This is a genomic window from Streptomyces aureus (genome assembly GCF_000725495.1).
In the GTDB taxonomy this organism is placed as follows: Bacteria; Actinomycetota; Actinomycetes; order Streptomycetales; family Streptomycetaceae; genus Streptomyces; species Streptomyces aureus_B.
Map to the genome: position 1 here is coordinate 318,279 of NZ_KL647039.1, position 19,770 is coordinate 338,048.

Genomic DNA, 19,770 nt, shown 5'->3' on the forward strand with positions numbered 1-19,770 from the left:
GACGTTCACGAAGGAGGCCCGGGGACTCGAGTCCCCGGGCCTCGTCGTACGCGGTGGGGACCCGGCTCTACGCGGTGCGGGCCTCGTCGTACGCGGCGCGGGCCTTCTCGACGTCGGCCATGCGGTCGCTGGTCCACAGCGCCAGCGAGCGCACCTGCTCGGCGGCCTCGCGGCCCAGCTCGGTCAGGGAGTAGTCGACGCGCGGCGGGATGACCGGCTTGGCGTCGCGGTGGACGAGCCCGTCCCGCTCCAGGGTCTGGAGGGTCTGGGTGAGCATCTTCTCGCTGACCCCCTTGCCGACCCTGCCGATCGCCCGGCGCAGCTCGCTGAAGCGGTACGAGCGTTCCAGCAGCTCGATCAGGACGAGGACGCCCCAGCGGCTGGTGACGTGTTCCAGGACCAGACGGTAGGGACACATCGCCTCGCCGGCGTCGTATCCGCCCGCTGTCGTCGTCTTCACACTTACGGCCATGCCAGTACCTTACTTCAAGGTGGGTACTTTCCAACAGTTAGTGCAGCTCTTAGGGTGAGTGTCATCCGCACCCCACAAGGAGATGTACGCCATGAGCATCGTCGTCACCGGAGCCACCGGACACCTCGGCCGTCACGTGATCGAGCAGCTGCTGGAGAAGGTCCCCGCCGGGGAGGTCACCGCCGTCGTGCGCGACGAGTCCAAGGCCGCCGACCTCGCGGCCCGCGGCGTACGGCTCGCGGTCGCCGACTACAACACGCCCGGCACCTTCGACGGCCTCTTCAAGGCCGGCGACAAGGTGCTGCTGATCTCGGGCAACGAGTTCGACAAGGGCCGCGTCCAGCAGCACCGGGTCGTCATCGAGGCGGCGAAGGCGGCCGGGGTCTCGCTGCTCGCCTACACCAGCGCCCCCGGGAGCCTGACGGCCGCGCTCGCCGACGACCACCGCGCCACCGAGGAGGTCCTGCTCTCCTCCGGACTGCCCTACTCGCTGCTGCGCAACGGCTGGTACCACGAGAACTACACCGAGAACCTCGCCCCGGTGCTGGCGCACGACGCCGTCGTCCAGGCGGCGGGCGCGGGCCGGATCGCCTCCGCCTCGCGCGCCGACTACGCGGCCGCCGCGGTCGCGGTGCTGACCGGCGAGGGGCACGAGAACACGACGTACGAGCTGAGCGGTGACGAGGCGTGGGGCTTCGCCGAGTACGCCGCCGAGCTGAGCCGGCAGACCGGCAAGGAGATCGTCTACAACTCCGTCTCCCCCGAGACCTTCACCTCCATCCTGACCGGCGCCGGGCTGCCCGAGGTCTTCGCCGGGATCCTCGCGGGTGTCGACGTCTCCATCGAGAAGGGCGAGCTGGCCGGCACCCCCGGCGACCTGTCCCGCCTCACGGGCCGCCCGACCACGCCCGTCGCCGAGGCCGTCGCGGCGGCGCTGAAGGGCTGAGGCACCCCAGCCGCCGACGGACGCCGGACCCCTCGCGTCCCGCCCACCCCGCTTGTCATGACCGTATGGCGATACGGGCATGACAGGCGGGGGTCCGCGGCGCTACCTTCTTCCATGCCGCACGGAAGGTCCCCGTCCGCACGGGAGCTCCGGAGCGCGGGGCGCGACGGGCGTCCGGGAGACCGTGGGAGAAGGAGACGCCGGTGGCCGGCAAGTCGAGGGGTGAGCAGCGGATAGGTCTGCTGAACGGCTTCGCGGCGTACGGGATGTGGGGGCTCGTCCCCCTGTTCTGGCCGTTGCTGAAGCCCGCCGGCGCGATCGAGATCCTCGCCCACCGGATGGTGTGGTCCCTGGCGGTCGTCGGGGTGCTGCTGGTGGTGATGCGGCGCTGGGCCTGGGCGGGCGAACTGCTGCGCCAGCCGCGCAAGCTGGGACTGATCACGATCGCCGCGGCGGTCATCACGGTCAACTGGGGCGTCTACATCTGGGCGGTCAACTCCGGTCACGTGGTCGAGGCCTCGCTGGGCTACTTCATCAACCCCTTGGTCACCATCGCCATGGGCGTGCTGCTCCTCAAGGAACGGCTGCGTCCCGTGCAGTGGGCCGCCGTGGGCGTCGGCGCCGCCGCCGTCCTCGTCCTGACGATCGGCTACGGCCGCCCGCCGTGGATCTCCCTCTGCCTCGCCTTCTCCTTCGCCACGTACGGCCTGGTGAAGAAGAAGGTCAACCTCGGCGGCCTCGAGTCGCTCGCCGCCGAGAGCACGATCCAGTTCCTGCCGGCACTGGCGTACCTGCTGTGGCTGGGCTCCCGCGGCGACGCGACGTTCACCGCGCAGGGGCCGGGACACGCGGCGCTGCTCGCGGCGACCGGCGTGGTCACCGCGATCCCGCTGATCGCCTTCGGCGCCGCCGCGATCCGGGTGCCGCTGTCCACCCTGGGCCTGCTCCAGTACATGGCCCCCGTGTTCCAGTTCCTCCTCGGCATCTTCTACTTCCACGAGGCCATGCCGGCCGAGCGGTGGGCCGGGTTCGCGCTGGTGTGGCTCGCGCTCTCGCTCCTGACGTTCGACGCGCTGCGCGCGGCGCGGCGCGGGGCGCGGGCCCTGAGGGCCGCGGCGGCAGCGGCCGCGGCGGCTCCGGGCTTCCCGGCCTCCGGGGCGGTCACCCCGGGCTCCACCGGGGCCGAGGCGACGGGGATCGCCGTCGTCGCGGCGGGCACCGCCACGGAGGCGGCGGGGATCGCCGCCGACACCGTGGGGTCCACCGGTCAGGCGGGTACGCACCCCGCAACCTGACGAAGGGGCGGGCCGCCGCGTTCCGGGAACACCGGGGTAGCCCGTACATGCGAAGGGGCCCGTACTGCCTGTACGGGCCCCCTTCGCATGCTCGGGCTCGTCTCCCTCGCACAGGGCAGGCTCGCGGGGCCGTCCCGGTGAATGACCTTGCCCGTCCGGGCCGCGGACACTATGAGTGGCACCATGACGCCGACTCCCGTGCCCGCGCCCGCACCCGTCCACTGGAAACTCGTCATCGACTCCGCCGATCCGCACGCGCAGGCCGACTTCTGGTCCGCCGCGCTCGGCTACACGGTCGAGGACAACAGCGCCCTCGTCGAGCGGCTGCTGGGGCTCGGCGCCCTGCCGGCCGAGGCCACCGTCGACTTCCACGGCCGCCCCGCCTTCCGGGACCTGATCGCCGTACGGCATCCCGACGACCCGTACGACAAGGACAGCGGCACCGGTCTCGGGCGGCGCCTGCTCTTCCAGCGGGTTCCCGAGCCCAAGTCGGCCAAGAACCGGCTCCACCTCGATCTGCACCCCGGCGAGGGGCGCCGCGCCGCGGAGGTCGAGCGGCTGACGGCGCTCGGGGCCGGCGTGCTGCGCGAGGTGAACGAACCTTCGGGGGCGTGGGCCGTGATGACCGACCCCGAGGGGAACGAGTTCTGCGTCCACTGACGAAGGAAGCGGCCGGGCCCGGTGGGCCCGGCCGCTCCTCGTCACCGCTCTCCGGTCACCGCTCGCCGCGGTTCGCCCCGGCCGCCGTGGCCGTCACTCGCCGTGCGCGCGGGACGGCCGGTTGTACGGCATGTCCCCGGCGAGCCGGGCGCGCTCCGCGAGGCGGACCATGCGGGTGCGGGCCGACTCGAGCTGTTCCAGGTCGTCGGCGGCGGGCCCCTCGTCGGCCGTGAGCTCGGTCCACAGTCCGATCAGATCGCGTCCGAGGTGCAGTCCCTGGAGGGGATCGCGCACGGCGCGCCACGCGGCGGCCGCGCTCTGGACGTTGCCGTAGGCGGCTCCGTTGTCACGGTGGCGCCGTCGGACCCGCGCGAGCTCCAGTGAGAGGTGGAACGAGCGGAGCGCGTCACCGGCCAGGTAGGCGATGTACGCGGTCAGCTCGCGCAGCTTCAGCACCTCGGGGTGCTCGTGGCCCAGCGACTGCGCCGCCTCCGCGACGGCGCGCTCCGCCATGCCCGCCGCGGCCTCGATCCGGCCCATCTTCACGGCCTCGTTGATCCGGGCGACGGGCTCCGCGAGGAACGCCGAGGCGGCGTCCCGGTCGGCGGCCGGCTCCTGCGGGCTCGGCGCGAGCACCGCCTCGGCGACGGCGTCGAAGCCGCGCGCGGGCGTGGGCTTCGGGTCCGGTTCCGGCTCGGGGCCCAGCAGCGACAGGGCCTCCATCGGCGAGGAGGGCTTCCGCGCCGGGGCGGCCTGCTTCGCCTCGGGGGCGGGGGTGGCCTCCGGGGCCGGGCCGAACTCCCCGGTGGGAGCGGCCACCGATCCGGCCGCCGACTCCGGCACGGCGCGCAGGACACGCGTCGAGGCGGACCCGGGCAACGGCTTCGGCTCCGGGACGGCCCGCAGCACGAAGGTGGACGGAGTGGGGACGCCGGGCTCCACGGACTCGGCCTCGGGCACCGGTGCGGGATCCGGGGTGCGAGCGAGGGCGCCGTGCGCCGGACCGGCGTCCCTGCCGGATTCCCCGGCGGAAGCCGGCTCGGCCCCCGCGACGGGCGCGGGTACGGGGGGTGCGGGCACGGCCGCCGGAGGCGCGGGGACCGGGGGTACGGGTGCCGGGGGTGCGGGCTGGGCCACGAACTCGGCGGTCACCGCGGGCTCCGGCCTGCGCACGGGTGCGGGCCCCGGCTCCGGACGCACGGACGGCTCGGACGCGGACTGACCCGCGAACCCCGCCGCCTCGGGCCGGGGCACGGACCGCGCCCCCGCCTCGGGCCGGGGCACGGACCGCGCCTCAGGGCGCACGACCGGCTCCGGCACGGGCTGCGCGTCGGGGCGCACGACCGGCTCCGGCACGGGCTGCATCACGAACTCGGCGGTCACCGCGGGCTCGGGCCTGCGCACGGGTGCGGGCCCCGGCTCCGGACGTACGGATGGCTCGGACGCGGCCTGCGCCGCGAACCCCGCCGCCTCGGGCCGCGCCTCCGGGCGCACCGGCGCCTCCGAGACCGGCTGCGGCACGAACTCGGCCGTCACAGCGGGCTCGGGCCCGCGCACCGGCGCGGGCCGGGGAGCGGACTCCGGGCGGGCCGGCGGCGCGGGCGGGGCCATGGGCGGATAGTCGGGTGCGGGCGCCGCATCGGGCGTCGTCGCGGATGCCGGGGCCGGCGCCGACGGTGTCCCGCTCTCCGGTTCCGGGAGGGTTCCTGCGGCCGATTCCGGTACCGCGCGCAGCACGTACGTCGCCTTGTCCCGACGCGGCGCGGCCGGTGCCTCCGGAGCCTGCGCCTCGGCGGACACCGGGACCGGCGGAAGCGGCGGAGCCGGCGTCTCGGGGCGCCCCTGAGGCGCCCTCTGGCCCGGCGCCTGCGGGACGTCCCCGACCGGCGCCTGCGGACGCTGCTCCGGGGCCTGCGGCTGCGAGCGGTGTTCGGGTGCCTGCGCGTGCGGACGCTGCTCGGGCGCGTGCGGGCGCTGCTCGGGCGCCTGCGACTGCGCGTGCTGCTCGGGGGCCTGCGGGCGCTGCTCGGGCGCCTGCGACTGCGGCCGGTGTTCCGGCGGCTGCGGCTGCCGATGGTGCTCGTCGGCGCTGAAGCGCGGGTGCTCCTGGACGGGCGGCTGCGGACGACGGAGGAGCCTGCCCGTGCGGGCGCTGCCCAGGAGCCTGCGACTGCGGCCGGTGTTCCGGCGGCTGCGGCTGCCGATGGTGCTCGTCGGCGCTGAAGCGCGGGTGCTCCTGGACGGGCGGCTGCGGACGACGGTGGGCGCCCTGTTCCGGGGTGAGGGCCTGCGGGTGTTCCTCGGGCCGGGGCTCGGTGAACGGGTGGGCCGCGGGGTCCGTGAAGTCGGGGGCGCGGCGACTCGCCGGGGCGGGGTGGCGGTGGTCCTGGGACGGCAGGTGCGGGCGCGACGCGTGCGGCACCTGCGCCGGCGGCGCCACCTGCACCGGCTCCGCCGTATAGCGGCTGGAGCCGTCGACGTGGACCTGGAGCGGTACGACGTAGCCGATGCGCTCGTCGTGGATGCTGGCCAGGACCGGGTGCCCGGTGGCGAGCGCGAGACGGTGGAGGTAGTTCAGGATCGCGCCCTGGACCGTCTCCCCGGGCGCGGCCACGACCGGCATCCCGCCGACCGTGGCACAGCCCTGCGCCCCCACGGCGCCGGGCATCACGGCCCCCGTCGCCGTGTCAGCGGACGCCGGCACGTGCACCTCGATCGGCGTGGCCCCGGCGGCCTGCTGCCCTCCGGCACCGGCCGCCGAGCGCTGCCGCTTGAGTTCCCGCTTCTGTTCGCGGCTGAGTCGAGACATCGGTTCCCTCACGAAGGGGTGGTCGAGGACGGGGTCGGGGACGGCATCGAGGGCGAGGCCGGGGGCGCGGACGAGGCCGGCGGGGACGCGGCGTCCGCCGCCTCCACCGTCGTCACCTCGGCGACGCGCCAGGGGCGGCCGCCGGCCGCCCGGGTGAGCTTGAGGTAGACGTTCGCGCGCGGGCCCGTGCCCGTCCAGCCGTCGCGGCCGTGCGCCGTGCCGTCCACGTAGTAGGCACGGTAGGCCAGGACGGCCGTGTCGGCGGGGCCGTCGGCGTCGTCGTCCACGGTCACGTCCACCGTGGTCCAGGCCCGGTGGCCGGCCCAGGTGTTCCACTGGGCGCCCGCCCCGCTCGCCGGGTGGTACGACCGCTCGGCCGCGGCCTTCGCCGGGGTGAACCAGCGGGCGGAGCGCAGCACGGCGTCGTGCGGACCGTAGTCGTACTTCGTGTCATAGCCGTACGCCACCTCCACCCACGCCTCCGATACCGCCGTCGCGTCCGTCCCGTCGACTCCCGACGGGCTCGGCACGTGCGCGTCCGCTCCCAGCTTCCTTCCCGGCGGGAGGGAGGCCTTCGGTGCCACGGACGGCACCCCGGAGGGCGACGAACCCGGCACGCCCACGTCGTCACGATGATCCCGCAGGCCACAGCCCGTCAACGTCAGGATCCCGGTCACGGACACGATCGCCAGCGCGGTGAACGTCCTCCCGCGGTTCCTTCCGGTACTCGTACCCGTCCGTGTCGTCCTCATCCTCGCCTCCCTCCTCACTTCAGTCCCAGCCAGGGTGCCGGATCCACGTACTTGCCGTTCTGCATGACCTCGAAGTGCGCGTGCGGTCCGGTCGAGTAGCCGGTGGAGCCCACCTCGCCGACCCGCTGGCCCACCCGCACATGATCGCCGACGTTCACGAAGGGACGGCTTCTCATGTGGTTGTAAGTCGTCGAGATCTGGTCGCCGTTGATGGTCCCGTGCGAGATGACCACACGGTTCCCGTACCCGTTGGACCAGCCCGCGAAGGTGACCACGCCGTCCCGGGCCGCCTTGAACGGCGTGCCCGCCGCGGCGGCGAAGTCGATGCCGGTGTGCAGCTTGTAGACGTGCAGGATCGGATGCATGCGCATCCCGAACGGCGAGGTCACGCGCGGGTTCCCGGACAGCGGCATCGCCAGTTCCCGTCCGGCCGGGATCGAGCCGGGCGGATCGTCCACCGACTCGTACTTGGGTATCAGGGACTTGATGCGGGCGACGTAGTTCCGGGTCTCGGTGTACGGCGGCATGCCGTGGTACTGGTGGATCGCGCCGGGTCCCGCGTTGTACGCCGCGAGCGCCAGGTCGAGCGTCTCCCCGCTCGCCTCGCCGCGGTTCTTGTACCCCTCGACCGTCTTGGCGAGCGCGCAGTCGTAACGGCCCTGGGCCATGATCGCGTCGCCGGGGTCGTACGGCGAGGCGCGGCCGTTGCCGTCGTCGTCCTTGCCCCAGTTGGGCCAGGTCCCCGGCATGAACTGCGACAGCCCCTCGGCGCCCACGGGAGAACGGGCGTTGGGGTTCCAGCCCGACTCCGCCTCGATCTGCGCGGCGATGACCGCCGGCTTGATGACGTCGCACATGGCACCCGCCTTGAGCACCCAGGGGACGTAACTCTGCGGCACGGAACCGTCCTTCAGTCCGCCGCCGGCCCCGCCCGGTCCCGGGTCCTCCTCGCTCGACGCCCCGCTCACCCCGACCATCATGACCACCGGCAGCATCACGGCGGCCAGGCAGCCGCCGACCACCCAGGTCATGGTGGATCCGCCCCCGTTGGACATCGGCCCCCCTCAGCCTCATGTTCCAGTCGTGTACATGCAGTCGAGTCTCTCGGTTCCCACCCGCTTCCCGCGTCACCGAGGCGTCACAGGCTCGTCCCTAAAACTCACGCCCCGTTACCCAACGGGCCCCCGCGCCGGGAGGATCGGGGCACCGACGAGGAGAGAGAGCACCCATGCAGGGGATGGAGGGGGTGGCGATGCGGGCGAACGAGACGGCGGCCGTGCGCGGGAGCGACGGCACGGTGCCGGGCGGGGGCGCGTCCCACGGGCCGGGCGGCCCGGGCGGGCCCGAGATATGGATACGCGGGGCGGTCGGGGAGGCCGACCCGGAGCCCCGATACGAGGAGGAGCACCAACTCCTCGCACGGGCAAGGGAGTTCTCCTGGATCGCCACGCACGGCGGAGCCGGTTCCTCCACGCTCGCCACCGTCTTCGGCGGTCATGACGCGGGCCGCGACTGGCCCCGGCCGGACCGGGGCGAGCCGGCCTCGGTGCTGCTCGTCGGGCGGACGCACGCGGCGGGACTCGACGCCGTGTCGCACACCCTGGACATCTTCCGGCGGGGCGACGCCCCGCCGGGACTGGACCTCGACGCCATCGTCCTGGTCGCGGACGCGCCCGGCAGGCTGCCGCGTCAGCTCACTCAGCGCATCAAGGTGATCAACTCGGTCATCGACGTCTACCGGGTGCCGTGGATGCCCGCGTGGCGGACCGGCGACCTGAACGGACCCCTGCCGCGTGAGGCGGCCTCGCTGGCCCGGCTGACCGGAAGGGCGACGCCATGACCACCCTGCACACGCTCGCCGCCGCCCGGCTGGCCGTCGACGGCAGGGTCACCGGCCAGCTCGACTTCGTCCTCGGCATCATCGCCTGGCTCGTCACCGCCGCCGGGGTCGCGGGCCTGATGATCGTGGGCTCCCGGATGGCCCTGGCCGTCAAGACCGGTGAGTTCGAGGAGCATCTGAACGAGTTCCTGATGGTGCTGGGCGCCTGTGTCATCGGCGCCACGGCGGGACCGATCGTCGGCTTCGTGCTCTGACGCACTCCCGCCGGACGGACACGCACACCTGCCACCGAACGGAAACGCACCCCCGTCGGACGGGCACGCACGCCTGCCATCGGACGGACACGCACCCCCGTCGGGCGGACCCGCACATCCGCCACCGTACGGACACCCACGCTCGCCGGACGAACGCGCACCGATCGCTCGCGCGCCGTCGCGCGCCCCGCGCGAACACCCCGAGGCACCATCGCATCTGATGGTGCCTCAGTTCTTTTCGGGCCTCCCACCTCGCCTTTCGTGACGGTCTCTTCCCGTGTGTCACGGACACGTCACCGACAGGTGCTGAGTTCCCACATCGCTTGGCCCCGGCCCACAGGAGTCGCCAAGCTCACTGTGCACCGGGAAACACGGGGCGTCCCACGGATCTTCATCGCCCCCAAGTACCGCTCACAGCAAGCACGTACCGCTCGTACCGGGCAAGTGCCGCTCAGACCCGGCGAGTTCCGCCCCGCGTCCAGGACGCGGGCGCGGACCGCCGGCCATATCGGGGAGAAACCATGTTCAAGTCGATAGCAGCCCAGGCCCACCGTGCCGTGTATCTGGCGGACGGAAAGATCCCCGACCCCAACCGTGACGCGCCGGGCGCGCTGACCGGCAAGGTCGACACCGTCCTCGGCATCCTCGCCTGGGCCGGCACCGCGGCGGGGGTCGCGGGTGTCCTCATCACCGGCGCCATGATGGCGATCTCCATGCGCCGCGGCGAGGGCTCGGAGCACATGGGCCGCCTCGGCATGGTGCTCGGCGGCTGTGTCCTGGTGGCCACCGCGGGCCCCGTCGTCACCTTCGTCTTCGCCTGACCGACGCCCCGTCAGAGCCTGAGCGAAGGGAGCGCAACCATGCTGAACTCCGGTCGGCCCCAAGGGGGCAGCGGGGAGTGGGAGCAGCCGTTCTGGCAGCAGCGAGGCTGGATCCTGTCGGCCGGCTTCCTGCTGGTGCTGCTCGTCCTCGCCGGTTTCACGATGATCAGCGGAGGCAACGGAACGCCGGCGGACGCGTCGGGCGGCGACAAGCCGGCCCCGTCCGCGGCCCCGGACCGGGACCGCGGCGGCCGGCCGGACGCCCGCCCCGCCGGCTGCCGCACCGACGACAGCGACCAGGCCAAGCCCACCACGGCCCCGAAGGACTTCAAGTGGAAGGCCGACGGGACCGGCCTGGTGCCGGTCTCGAAGACGGTGGGCCCGCGCACCTACGACGGGCCGGTGTGGTCCTGCTTCGCCCACACGCCGATGGGTTCGGTGATGGCCGCCCACGCCATCACCGACCATCTGAGCTACCCGGGCTGGCGCGAGGTCGTCGACCGGCAGGTCGTGCCCGGCGCGGGCCGTGACGCCCTCGTCGCGAGCCGGACCGCGGCGGGCGACAAGCCGACCTCGGGCGAGCCCGACGGCGGCGGCTACGCCGGCTTCACCGTCCTGTCGTACGACAAGGCGAAGTCGACCGTGATGTTCGTCGTCCGGGTCCCCGGCAAGAACGCCTACGGCACCGCGTCGGTGACGCTGCGGTGGCAGGACGGCGACTGGAAACTCGCGCCCGACGCCGACGGGACCGTCTATTCCGGCATGTCGCAGATCAGCGGCACCAAGGGCTTCGTCACCTGGGAGGTGTGAGATGTCTTGTTCCTGGCGGGTGTACGACTGCGTGATCGACGAGGTCGGCTCCCAGTTCACCGACGGTGCCGTGGTGGCCTTCGCCAAGGCGATCGGCGACGCGACCTCGGACGTGCTCAAGGCGCTCAACGGCGTGTGGATGCACGTCGACGCGGGCAACACCTCCGGGCCCATCTCCTCGATCAACGGAGAGGTGAACTGGCTCGTCGGCTACGTCGCCGTGGCCTCGCTGCTGGTCGCGGCGATCCGCATGGCGCTGGAGCGCAAGGGCCAGCCGATGAAACAGGCGTTCATGGGGATGTGGAAGGTCATCCTCGTCGGCGCCGTCGCCGTACCCGTGGTGCAGGCCCTCACCACCGCCTCCGACCTGTACGCGCAGGAGGTCTACGCCAAGTCGAACCTGGGCGACCAGGCGTCGACGATGCTCGGTGTGCTGACCCTCGACCAGCCGGGTCTCATCCTGATCTTCGGCCTGCTGGTGATGCTGTCGAGCTTCGTGCAGATCTGTCTGATGTACATCCGCATCGGCGTCCTGATCATGCTCGTCGGCACCCTGCCGCTGGCCGCGGCCTCGTCCATGACCGGATGGGGCGAGGGCTGGTGGAAGAAGCACATCGGCTGGCTCGCCGCCTGGCTGCTGTACAAGCCGGCCGCCGCGCTGATCATCTACTCGGCCACGTCGATGACCAAGGACACCAAGAACCTCGACCAGACCATCGCCGGTCTGGGCATGCTGATCATGGCGGTGTTCGCGCTGCCCGCCCTGCTCAAGCTGATCGTCCCGGCGACGGCGGCGCTCGGCGGCACCTCGGGCGGCACGGTCACCCTCAACGCGGTCAACAACGTCGCCACCGGCGCCGTCAGCATCGCCGCGGGCGGTGCCGGCGGGGGCGGCGGGGGCGCGGGTCCCCAGGGCTCGCCGTCCGCGGGCGCCGGAGCCCCGGCGAGCGGCGGCGCGGGCGGTGCCGGTGCGGCGGGCGGCGCCGCGGCCGCCGGTGGTGCGGCCGCCGCGGGCGCGGCCACGGGCGGCGCGACCCTCGCCGTCCAGGCGGCGGCGGTCGCCGTGCAGACCGGTGTCGCCGCGGCGAGCGAAGTGGCCAACTCCCTGAACGACAACGACGGGATGAAGGGCCACAACCAGTAGGAGCCCACCCGGCCGTCGGGCCGCCGAGCCATCGGGCGGCCGGGTCGTCGGGCCATCAGGCCGCCAGGCCGTGGAGCCGGGAGGCTCCGGGAGTTCCGGCGCGGCGCGCGGGCCGCCGCGACAGGGTCCGCCACCGCCCCGGAACCCCACCCCAGTCACGTATCCAGCGCTTCGAGCCGGAAGAAGGAACCCCATGTCCACCGACGCCATGACGCGTCCCACGTACGGGAACTGGCGCAGGCCCCGCCGTCCCGGACTCGGTCCGCTGGGTCTGCTCGGCACCGTCGTCGCCTTCGGCGGACTGCTGGTGGCACTGCTGGCATCGCTGGTCTCGCTCAGCGCCGCGATCGTCGTCCTCGTCCCCGTCGGCCTGTTCCTCGCCCCGCTGGCGCTGCGCACCGTCGACGGCCGCAACGTCTACCAGGTCCTGGCGATCCGCGTCGGCTGGACGCGGCGCAAGTCGTCCGGCTCGCACACCTACCTCTCCGGACCGCTGTCCAAGCGCCCCGGCGGCCGCTACCAGCCGCCCGGACTGCTCGCGCGCACCCGGATGCACGAGGGCCGCGACGCCTACAACCGTCCCTTCGGCGTGCTGCACCACCCGGGCCGCGGCCTGTACACGGTGGTGCTTGCCTGCGAACCGGACGGCGGTTCGCTCGTCGACCCCTCCCAGGTCGACATCTGGGTGGCCTCCTGGGGCGACTGGCTGGCGCGGCTCTCGCACGAACCGGGCCTGCGCGGCGCCCAGGTGGTCGTGGAGACCGCCCCGGACACCGGGACCCGGCTCGCGGCCGAGGTGCTCCCCCGGATCTCGCCCGACGCCCCGGCCGCCGCGCGCGCGGTGATGGAGGAGGTCGTCGAGCGCTATCCGTCGGCGTCCTCCGAGATGCACACCTACATCGCCCTGACCTACGGCCCCACCGGCGGCCCCAAGCGCGGCACCGACGACATCGTCACCGATCTGTCGATGCGGCTGCCCGGACTGCTGTCCGGCCTGGTCGCCGCGGGCGGCGGCAGCGCCTACCCGCTGCCCGCCGACCGGCTCGCCGAGATCGTCCGGGTGGCGTACGACCCCGCCATCGCCCCCGATGTGCTCAGCGCCCGCGCCGAGCACGCCGAGACCGGGGTCGAGTGGGCCGACGCGGGCCCGGCCGCGGCCGTGGAGACCGTCACCTCGTACAAGCACGACTCGGGTGTCTCGCGCACCTGGATGCTGACGCTCGCCCCGCGCGGCACGGTCCGCTCCAGCGTGCTGCGCGGACTCCTCGAGCCGGCCCCCGGCACCCGGCGCAAGCGGGTCTCGCTGATCTACCGGCCCATCGACCCGGCGACCTCGGCCCGCATCGTCGAGTCCGACCGGCGCACCGCGCACTTCATGGCGGGCTCCCGGCGCGGTCTCGTGCAGGCGCGGGCCAGTTCGGAGATGCAGGCCGCCGAGCAGACCGCGGCCGAGGAGGCGGCGGGCGCCGGGCTCGTGGAGTTCTCGCTGATGGTGACCGTCACCGTCGACGACGAGGAGCAGCTGCAGGACGCGGGCATCACCGTCCGCAACCTCCAGGCCTCGTCCCGCATCCTGATGCGCCCCGCCGACCGCATGCAGGCCTCGGCCTTCACCTGCACGCTGCCGGTGGGCCTGCTCCCCTGGGAGCACACCCTCGTTCCGTACCAGATCAGGGAGGCACTGTGAGCAGGCAGCAGACCCGGGCGACCCCGCTCACCGCGCCGCCGCGCGGCTGGTACGGCCCCGCGGGCGGCCAGGTCGGGCACGTCGACCCGCCCGCGCTGTGGCGCGCGACCACCGTGCAGGCGTGCGGGCTGTGGCCGTTCGCGGCCGGCTCCGGCGCGCCGATGACCGGGGTGCCGCTCGGACAGCACCTGCACACCGGGGCGACCGTGTGCGGAGACCCCATCTCCTGGTTCACCCGGGCCCGTTACATCTCCAACCCGTCGCTGTTCATGCTCGGCATGCCGGGCCTCGGCAAGTCGACGCTGGTCAACCGCATGCTGATCGGCATGTCCGCGACCGGCATCACCCCGCTGGTCCTCGGCGACCTGAAGCCCGACTACGCCGACACCGTACGGGCGCTGGGCGGCCAGGTGATCTCCATCGGGCGCGGGGTCGGCGGCATCAACGTCCTCGACCCGGGCGCGATGGGCGAGGCCGCCGCCCGCATCGGCGGCGAACGCGGCCGCATCCTGGCCGCGGAGGCGCACGGCCGCGTGCTCAACATGGTCGCCGCGCTGATCACCATCGTCCGCGGACGGCCGATGGACGACCACGAGCAGTCGGTGCTGTCCGCGTGCCTGCACCACCTCGCCGAGCGGACGAAGCCGGGGCGGGCGCCGCTCCTGCCGGACCTGCTGAAGGTGCTGGACGAGGGCCCCGACCGGGTCCGCGCGGTGACGCTGGACCGCGGCAACGAGGCCCGCTACCAGGAGGCCGTCGACCCGCTGCACCGCTCGCTGCTCGGCGTGCTCGACGGCCCGCTCGGCGACACCTTCGCCAGCGAGACGTCCACCCGGATCAACCCGGCCTCGCCCGCGGTCTGCGTGGACATCTCCCGCATCGGCGAGGCCGACACCCAGCTCACCGCCGCCGCCATGCTCGCGGCCTGGTCCGACGGGCTCGGCACGGTCGCCGCCGCGCACGCCCTCGCGGATGCCGGACTCGCCCCGCAGCGCTGGTTCTTCACCGTCCTCGACGAGCTGTGGCGCCCGCTGCGCGCCGCCTCCGGCATCGTGGAGCGCATCGACGCCCTCACCCGGCTGAACCGCTCGCTCGGCCTAGGCGACGCGAAGATCACCCACACCCTCAAGGACGCCGAGGCCCTCGGCAGCGAGTCCGACCGCGCGAAGGCGCGCGGCTTCGTGGAGCGGGCCGGCATGGTCGTCTGCGCGGGGCTGCCGCGGTCGGAGATGCGGGAGCTCGGCGAGATCGTCGGCATGTCCGAGCGCGAGATCGAGCTGGTGTCGTCCTGGTCGTCACCGCCCGGCTGGGCCAGCACCGGCGGCAACGAGGAGCCGCCCGGGCGCGGCCGCTTCCTGATCAAGGTCGGCGGACGCCCCGGCATCCCGATCAAGGTGTCCATCACCGACACCGAACGGGCCCTGCACAACACGAACACCCGCTGGACGGAGGCGGGCAAGCCGTCCCTGCAGAAGGCCACCGGGACTTGAGGGCAGGGGGGACATTCCAGCCCGTCCGGGACTTGACGGCCGAGGGGACATTCCAGCCCGTCCGGCGTTTGAGGACCCGCGCGGAGCGCGGCGGGGGGCGCGGGGGCGCCGCCCCGGGACGGGACGGGTAGGGGCGGCGGGGGCGAGAGACATCCAACGGGGGGAGCAGAGATGAGCAGCACACGCAGGACGGGACCCGGGGCCGGACCCGGAGCCGGGGAGGACCTCCTCCCCTGGATCGTGCCGGGGGCCGCGTTCCTCATCGGCACGGTGTTCCTCGGGGCATGGCTGGGCGGAACCCTGGGCGCGGCGGTGAGCGGAGCCGGCTGGCACCCGCCACCCTTCGCGCTGTCCACCCTCTCGACCCTGGTCAAGGACGGCCCCGGCCCGCTGTGGCCGACGGCCTCACCCACCGCGCTCGCCGCGGGCATGGCCACGGTCTTCGGGGCCGTCGTGGCGGTGATCACCGTCCTGATCGCGCTCGTACGACGCCGGCTGACCGCCCCCACCGGTCTCGCCGGACGCAAGGAACTGGCCGGCCTGCTGCCCAAGGGCGCCGCACGACGGGCCCGCGAACTGCGGCCGGGCCTGGCGAAGCTGGGGAAGGTCACCCCGGACGACACCGGGAACCTGCTCGGCAACCTGGAACCCCGCGGCCCCGAACTGCGCTCCAGCTACGAGGACGTCGAACTCGACCTGATGGCGCCCCGCGCGGGCAAGTCAACCGGCATCGCGGTCCCGCGCGTCCTGCGCGCCCGCGGCAGCGTCCTGCTGACGTCGAACAAGGCGGACGTGTACAGCGTGACCCGGGCGGAACGCGAACGGGTGGGCCGGGTCTGGACGTTCGACCCCCAGGGCATCGCCCACAGCCCGCGCGGCCTGTGGTGGGACATGCTCGCCGAGGCGGCCACGATCGAGGGTGCCCGCCGGCTGGCCGGGCACTTCGTCGGCGCCGTCAACGACGACGCCTCCCGCCGCGACTTCTGGATCTCGGCCGCCCAGAACACCCTCACCGCCCTCTTCCACGCGGCCCAGCGCGGCGGCCGGCCGATCGGCGAGGTCCTCGCCTGGCTGGCCGACCCGGCCGACCGCACCCCCGTCGACCTGCTGCGCGATGCCGGGATGACGGCCCTCGCGGACCAGCTGCAAGGAACCGTGCAGGGCGCGGTGGAGACCCGGGACGGCATCTACGAGACCAGCCGCCAGTGCGTGGCCTGTCTCCTCGACCCGGCGATCGCGGCCTGGGTGACCCCGGACCCGTCACTGCCCCAGTTCTTCCCCGACCGGCACGTCCTGTCCCACGACACGCTCTACCTGCTGTCCAAGGACGGCGGCGGATCGGCGGCCGGTGTCGTCGCCGCCGCCGCGGACTCCGTGCTGCGCGCGGGCGTCGTCGCCGCGGAACGCATGGGCGGGCGCCTGGAACCGCCGATGACCGCGGTCCTGGACGAGGCGGCGAACGTCTGCCGCATCTCCGATCTCCCGGACCTGTACTCGCACTTCGGCTCCCGCGGCATCAACATCGTGACCCTGCTCCAGAGTTACCGGCAGGGCGCCCGGGTCTGGGGCGAGGCGGGCATGGACGCCCTCTGGTCGGCCGCGACCATCAAACTGCTCGGCGCGGGACTGGACGACGCCGACTTCGTCGAGAAGGTCTCCCGCCTCGTCGGCGAGCACGACGTGTCGACCGTCAGCTGGTCGCGCAGCAAGGACGGACGCTCCCGGTCGACCTCGTACCGGCTGGAACGCATCCTGCCCGCCGACCGCATCCGCGCGCTGCCCAAGGGCACCGCCCTGCTCCTGGCCACCGGCATCAGGCCCGCCCTGGTCCGGCTGCGGCCCTGGTACGCCGAACCGGGCGCCGACCGCATCGCGACGGCGGCCCAGGCCGAGGTGAAGGCCATCACGGCCCGCGCGACCGAGAGGATCACCACCCGATGACGACCGACGCGACCATGCAACAGCCGCCCGACGCACCGCCGTTCATCCTCTTCCTCGACGGCCCCGAGTACGCCGGGGAGATGAGCCGGCTGGCCGTCTGGGTCGCCGACCTCCTCCTTCCCGTCTACGGCCGCGAGGTCACCTCGCAACAGCCCTGGTGCCCCCGCTGGTGGGAACACCCGGAGGCGGTCGCCCGGCTGCACGGGCTGTGGCTGGCCTGGCAGGAGTACACCGACCCCGCGGCCGGCGCGTCCGGCCCCGCCGTCTGGCACCGGGACCACCTCGGCGCCGTACTGTCCGAACTACGCTCCCCCAGCGGCCCGTTCGCGGGCTGCAAGAGCGGCAGCCACCGGCCGAAGACGCCCCCCGCGGCCGAGTCGTACGAGGACGCGGTCGCCGTGTCCCGGCCACGGCCCGACCCGGATCCGTACGAGACCAGTCTCTGGTAGAGGAGGAACACTCCGCCCATGAACGACACCCCCGCACCCGGCGAGCCCGGCACCGGCCCCGGTCAGACTCCCTCCCTGCGTGCCTTCCTCGGCCTCTACGCGGCCGGCTTCGTGGACCGCGAGCAGATGATCGCCACCGTCGCCGCCTGGCCCTTCGAGGCCGAGGAGGGCATGGACGAGGGCCACCCCGAGCCGACCCACCAGGACAACACCCTCTCCGTCCTCGCCGCGGCCCGGCTGCTCGGGCAGGTGACCCGCGAGGACGTGGAGGAGATCCAGCGCAGGATCGACGGCGGGCCGGACGGCCCGGCGGACGGGGCGGCGCGGCGGCCATGACCACGGGCGAGAGGCCGGAAGCGGGGCTCAGACCCGAATACCGCGCGCTGTACCGGGAGTTGCAGACCCGGATGTCCCCCGGCGGCGACCTCGCACCGGGCGGCACCGACACCTTCGGACAGTTCCGGCGCGGCGCGCTGTGGACGCCGGACCGCGAACGGATGCACTCCGCGATCCTGGAGGAGTTCACGGCACGCTGCGCGCACCTGCCGCGCGACGGGCACGCCGCCCTGCTCACCGCCGGGGCGCCCGGCGCCGGGAAGGGCGGCGCGCTGCGCGGCCTCGGCGACTGGCAGGGGCGCGACGACGAACTGGGGCGGGCCCTGACGCGGGCGCACGGCATCGACGTACGCGACTACGTGGTCCTGGACCCCGACCAGTTCAAGGTCGCGATCTTCGAACACGGCGGTTCGCCTCATCTGCCCTCCCATGCACGCGAGTTGTCCGACGGGCGGCCGGTCGCTCCGTCCGAGACGGCCTCGCTCACCCACCGCGAGTCGGCCTTCCTCCAGGACGTCTTCGAGCAGTGGGCGCGGGCCCAGGGCTACAACCTGCTGTACGACGCCACCCTGCGCGACCAGAAGTGGAACGAGAAGCTCCTCGGCGACCTGCGCGCCGACGGCTACGACCGGCGCGTCCTGCTCTCGGTCGAGGTGCCCGTCGAGCAGTGCCTCGCCCAGAACGCGGCACGCTGGCAAGACGGGCGCGTCAAGTTCGACGCGGGCCGTGACCGGTACGGCGGACGCATGGCCCCCGAGGTCATGATCGAGGACCTGTACGCGCGGAGCACCTCGGGGCGCGGGTTCTCCGTCGGCCGCGAGAACGCGGAGAAGCTGGTCGAGGGGGGTCTGGCGACCGCGCTGATCACTTCGGAGCGGGGGGCGTTCCCGGCTGGGCGGGCTCCGGGGGCGGGCCTGGCGTCGGGGGCGGGCCTGGCGTCGGGTGCGGCACCGGGTACGGCACCGGCCTCGGGTGCGGGTGCGGCACCGGGCTCCGGGCTCGGGGCTTCGCCTGCCCATGTGCAGGGGGATGCCACGATCCGGGTGTCCACCGCGGCACGGCTGCGGTCCGGCACGGGGAGCGCCGCCCCTGCGGCGGCGGCCGGTCGGGGGCCGGGGGCGACCGGGCCTGCTTCGCCGGGCGCCGCTGTGGGGTCGAGGCCGGCGCCTCGGCCGCCTCGGGCGCCGTGAGGGGTGGGGGTGTGGTGGGTTTCGGGGGTGCGGGGTGCGCCGGTGGTGTGGTGAGTACCGGGTGCGCGGGGCGTATCGGGGGCGTGGGGTGGGTCGGGGGTGTGGGGTGGGTCGGGGGTGCGGGGTGGGTCGGGCTTCGCGACGTTGTCCGCCCTGGGGGCGGTGGGAGCGGGGGCGGCTAGGTGTCGATGCTGTCCAGGATGCGGCGCTTGCGGGCGATGTTCTCGAGGAGCGCGGCCCGCTCGAACCGGTGCGGGCTCTTCTCGAAGAGCTCCCGTCCGCGCTCCGAGGTGAACAGCTCCCCGGGAACCCGATCGAGGCCCGGCGGAACGAACTTGAGGACCTCCTCGACCGCCGCGAGCGCGAACGCCGAGCCCTCGCGCTGCTCGTGCCGCTCGGCGGGCGGGGTGTGCAGCAACCGCAGCCCCGTGTCCGTGGCGACCTGGTCACTGACCCACAGGAACTCCCCGGGGTCGATGATCCTCGACGGCCCGGGCCCGCCGAACGCCGGTGGCGCGGGCGGGAGTTCGTCGGTGAGCCGGAACGTGAAGGAGCGGGCGCGGCCGCACTGGGGGCAGACGCCCTCGTACACCGCGACCAGGACACCGTCACGCTCGTCGAGACGGTGCTCGCGCTCGAAGCCCTCCGCCCCGCACGCGCACGCGTGCAGGTCCATGTAGAGGTGTGCTTCCTGCGTCGAACGGGCGATCAGCATGCCAAGATCTTACGTGCCACGAGGCCGTTCAAGGGGGAAAGTGCCAGTGGACCAGGAACCGCTCGACCGCTCCGACGCCGGCCGGTCCGACCGGACGGACGACCGGCGGGGTCCCGATGTCCGGCGGGACAGCCAGGCCGATCGTTCGGGGAGCAACTC

20 protein-coding genes are annotated in these 19,770 nt (G+C 73.7%); 15 read left to right on the forward strand and 5 right to left on the reverse strand.

Features of this window, described 5'->3' with window-relative positions; genetic code table 11:
* Positions 1 to 67: 67 nt before the first annotated feature.
* The gene (locus IO36_RS37715; protein WP_037627113.1) at positions 68 to 472 is read right to left on the reverse strand and encodes a winged helix-turn-helix transcriptional regulator; all 405 of its coding nucleotides are present in this window, start codon (positions 470 to 472) and stop codon (positions 68 to 70) included.
* Positions 473 to 563: 91 nt separating this feature from the next.
* On the opposite strand from IO36_RS37715, the gene IO36_RS37720 reads away from it, so the two are divergent.
* The 3 genes from IO36_RS37720 (at position 564) to IO36_RS37730 (ending at position 3,373) form a co-directional block, all read left to right on the forward strand.
* Positions 564 to 1,418 carry an SDR family oxidoreductase gene (locus IO36_RS37720; RefSeq protein ID WP_037627494.1) on the forward strand — a complete coding sequence of 285 codons (855 nt, stop codon included), beginning with the start codon at positions 564 to 566 and terminating at the stop codon, positions 1,416 to 1,418.
* Between the two features lie 203 nt (positions 1,419 to 1,621).
* The gene (gene rarD, locus IO36_RS37725; RefSeq protein ID WP_051901234.1) at positions 1,622 to 2,713 is read left to right on the forward strand and encodes an EamA family transporter RarD; all 1,092 of its coding nucleotides are present in this window, start codon (positions 1,622 to 1,624) and stop codon (positions 2,711 to 2,713) included.
* 183 nt (positions 2,714 to 2,896) lie between these two features.
* Positions 2,897 to 3,373: a VOC family protein gene (locus tag IO36_RS37730; RefSeq protein WP_037627114.1), complete on the forward strand. Its 477-nt coding sequence runs from the start codon at positions 2,897 to 2,899 to the stop codon at positions 3,371 to 3,373.
* A gap of 93 nt (positions 3,374 to 3,466) precedes the next feature.
* Here the strand turns inward: IO36_RS37730 and IO36_RS37735 are convergent, their stop codons facing one another.
* Positions 3,467 to 4,984, reverse strand: a complete 1,518-nt coding sequence (locus IO36_RS37735; protein WP_158997728.1) for a tetratricopeptide repeat protein — start codon at positions 4,982 to 4,984, stop codon at positions 3,467 to 3,469.
* A gap of 333 nt (positions 4,985 to 5,317) precedes the next feature.
* On the opposite strand from IO36_RS37735, the gene IO36_RS37740 reads away from it, so the two are divergent.
* Positions 5,318 to 5,596, forward strand: a complete 279-nt coding sequence (locus tag IO36_RS37740) for a hypothetical protein (RefSeq protein ID WP_158997730.1) — start codon at positions 5,318 to 5,320, stop codon at positions 5,594 to 5,596.
* Positions 5,597 to 6,190: 594 nt separating this feature from the next.
* Here IO36_RS37740 and IO36_RS37745 read toward each other — a convergent pair.
* Positions 6,191 to 6,934: a hypothetical protein gene (locus IO36_RS37745; protein ID WP_209441326.1), complete on the reverse strand. Its 744-nt coding sequence runs from the start codon at positions 6,932 to 6,934 to the stop codon at positions 6,191 to 6,193.
* Positions 6,935 to 6,948: 14 nt separating this feature from the next.
* Positions 6,949 to 7,989: a peptidoglycan DD-metalloendopeptidase family protein gene (locus IO36_RS37750; RefSeq protein ID WP_037627116.1), complete on the reverse strand. Its 1,041-nt coding sequence runs from the start codon at positions 7,987 to 7,989 to the stop codon at positions 6,949 to 6,951.
* Positions 7,990 to 8,171: 182 nt separating this feature from the next.
* Between IO36_RS37750 and IO36_RS37755 the strand changes: the two genes are divergently transcribed.
* From IO36_RS37755 to IO36_RS37805, 11 genes are all read left to right on the forward strand, one after another.
* Positions 8,172 to 8,774 (forward strand): DUF6668 family protein, encoded by a 603-nt coding sequence (locus IO36_RS37755; RefSeq protein WP_425535572.1) that lies wholly within the window; start codon positions 8,172 to 8,174, stop codon positions 8,772 to 8,774.
* Positions 8,771 to 9,028 carry a hypothetical protein gene (locus IO36_RS37760; RefSeq protein WP_037627118.1) on the forward strand — a complete coding sequence of 86 codons (258 nt, stop codon included), beginning with the start codon at positions 8,771 to 8,773 and terminating at the stop codon, positions 9,026 to 9,028. The genes IO36_RS37755 and IO36_RS37760 overlap by 4 nt, the downstream gene beginning before the upstream one ends.
* Positions 9,029 to 9,549: 521 nt before the next feature.
* Complete coding sequence (locus IO36_RS37765) at positions 9,550 to 9,849, forward strand: hypothetical protein (protein WP_037627120.1); 300 nt, start codon at positions 9,550 to 9,552, stop codon at positions 9,847 to 9,849.
* Between the two features lie 39 nt (positions 9,850 to 9,888).
* The gene (locus tag IO36_RS37770; protein WP_037627122.1) at positions 9,889 to 10,659 is read left to right on the forward strand and encodes a DUF8175 domain-containg protein; all 771 of its coding nucleotides are present in this window, start codon (positions 9,889 to 9,891) and stop codon (positions 10,657 to 10,659) included.
* A 1-nt stretch (position 10,660) separates the two neighbouring features.
* Positions 10,661 to 11,803 (forward strand): hypothetical protein, encoded by a 1,143-nt coding sequence (locus tag IO36_RS37775; protein WP_037627125.1) that lies wholly within the window; start codon positions 10,661 to 10,663, stop codon positions 11,801 to 11,803.
* A 193-nt stretch (positions 11,804 to 11,996) separates the two neighbouring features.
* The gene (locus tag IO36_RS37780) at positions 11,997 to 13,490 is read left to right on the forward strand and encodes an SCO6880 family protein (protein WP_037627127.1); all 1,494 of its coding nucleotides are present in this window, start codon (positions 11,997 to 11,999) and stop codon (positions 13,488 to 13,490) included.
* Positions 13,487 to 14,980: an ATP/GTP-binding protein gene (locus IO36_RS37785; protein WP_245173628.1), complete on the forward strand. Its 1,494-nt coding sequence runs from the start codon at positions 13,487 to 13,489 to the stop codon at positions 14,978 to 14,980. The genes IO36_RS37780 and IO36_RS37785 overlap by 4 nt, the downstream gene beginning before the upstream one ends.
* 171 nt (positions 14,981 to 15,151) lie before the next feature.
* Positions 15,152 to 16,921 carry a type IV secretory system conjugative DNA transfer family protein gene (locus tag IO36_RS37790; RefSeq protein WP_037627129.1) on the forward strand — a complete coding sequence of 590 codons (1,770 nt, stop codon included), beginning with the start codon at positions 15,152 to 15,154 and terminating at the stop codon, positions 16,919 to 16,921.
* On the forward strand, positions 16,918 to 17,370 hold the full coding sequence (locus tag IO36_RS37795) for a DUF4913 domain-containing protein (protein WP_078943688.1): 453 nt from the start codon (positions 16,918 to 16,920) through the stop codon (positions 17,368 to 17,370). The genes IO36_RS37790 and IO36_RS37795 overlap by 4 nt, the downstream gene beginning before the upstream one ends.
* A gap of 18 nt (positions 17,371 to 17,388) precedes the next feature.
* Entirely contained in the window at positions 17,389 to 17,706 is a 318-nt protein-coding gene (locus IO36_RS37800) for a hypothetical protein (protein WP_037627131.1), read from the forward strand.
* Entirely contained in the window at positions 17,703 to 18,896 is a 1,194-nt protein-coding gene (locus IO36_RS37805; RefSeq protein WP_037627133.1) for a zeta toxin family protein, read from the forward strand. Before IO36_RS37800 ends, IO36_RS37805 begins: the two co-directional genes overlap by 4 nt.
* A gap of 178 nt (positions 18,897 to 19,074) precedes the next feature.
* Here the strand turns inward: IO36_RS37805 and IO36_RS37810 are convergent, their stop codons facing one another.
* The gene (locus IO36_RS37810; protein ID WP_051901237.1) at positions 19,075 to 19,611 is read right to left on the reverse strand and encodes a hypothetical protein; all 537 of its coding nucleotides are present in this window, start codon (positions 19,609 to 19,611) and stop codon (positions 19,075 to 19,077) included.
* Positions 19,612 to 19,770 lie beyond the last annotated feature (159 nt).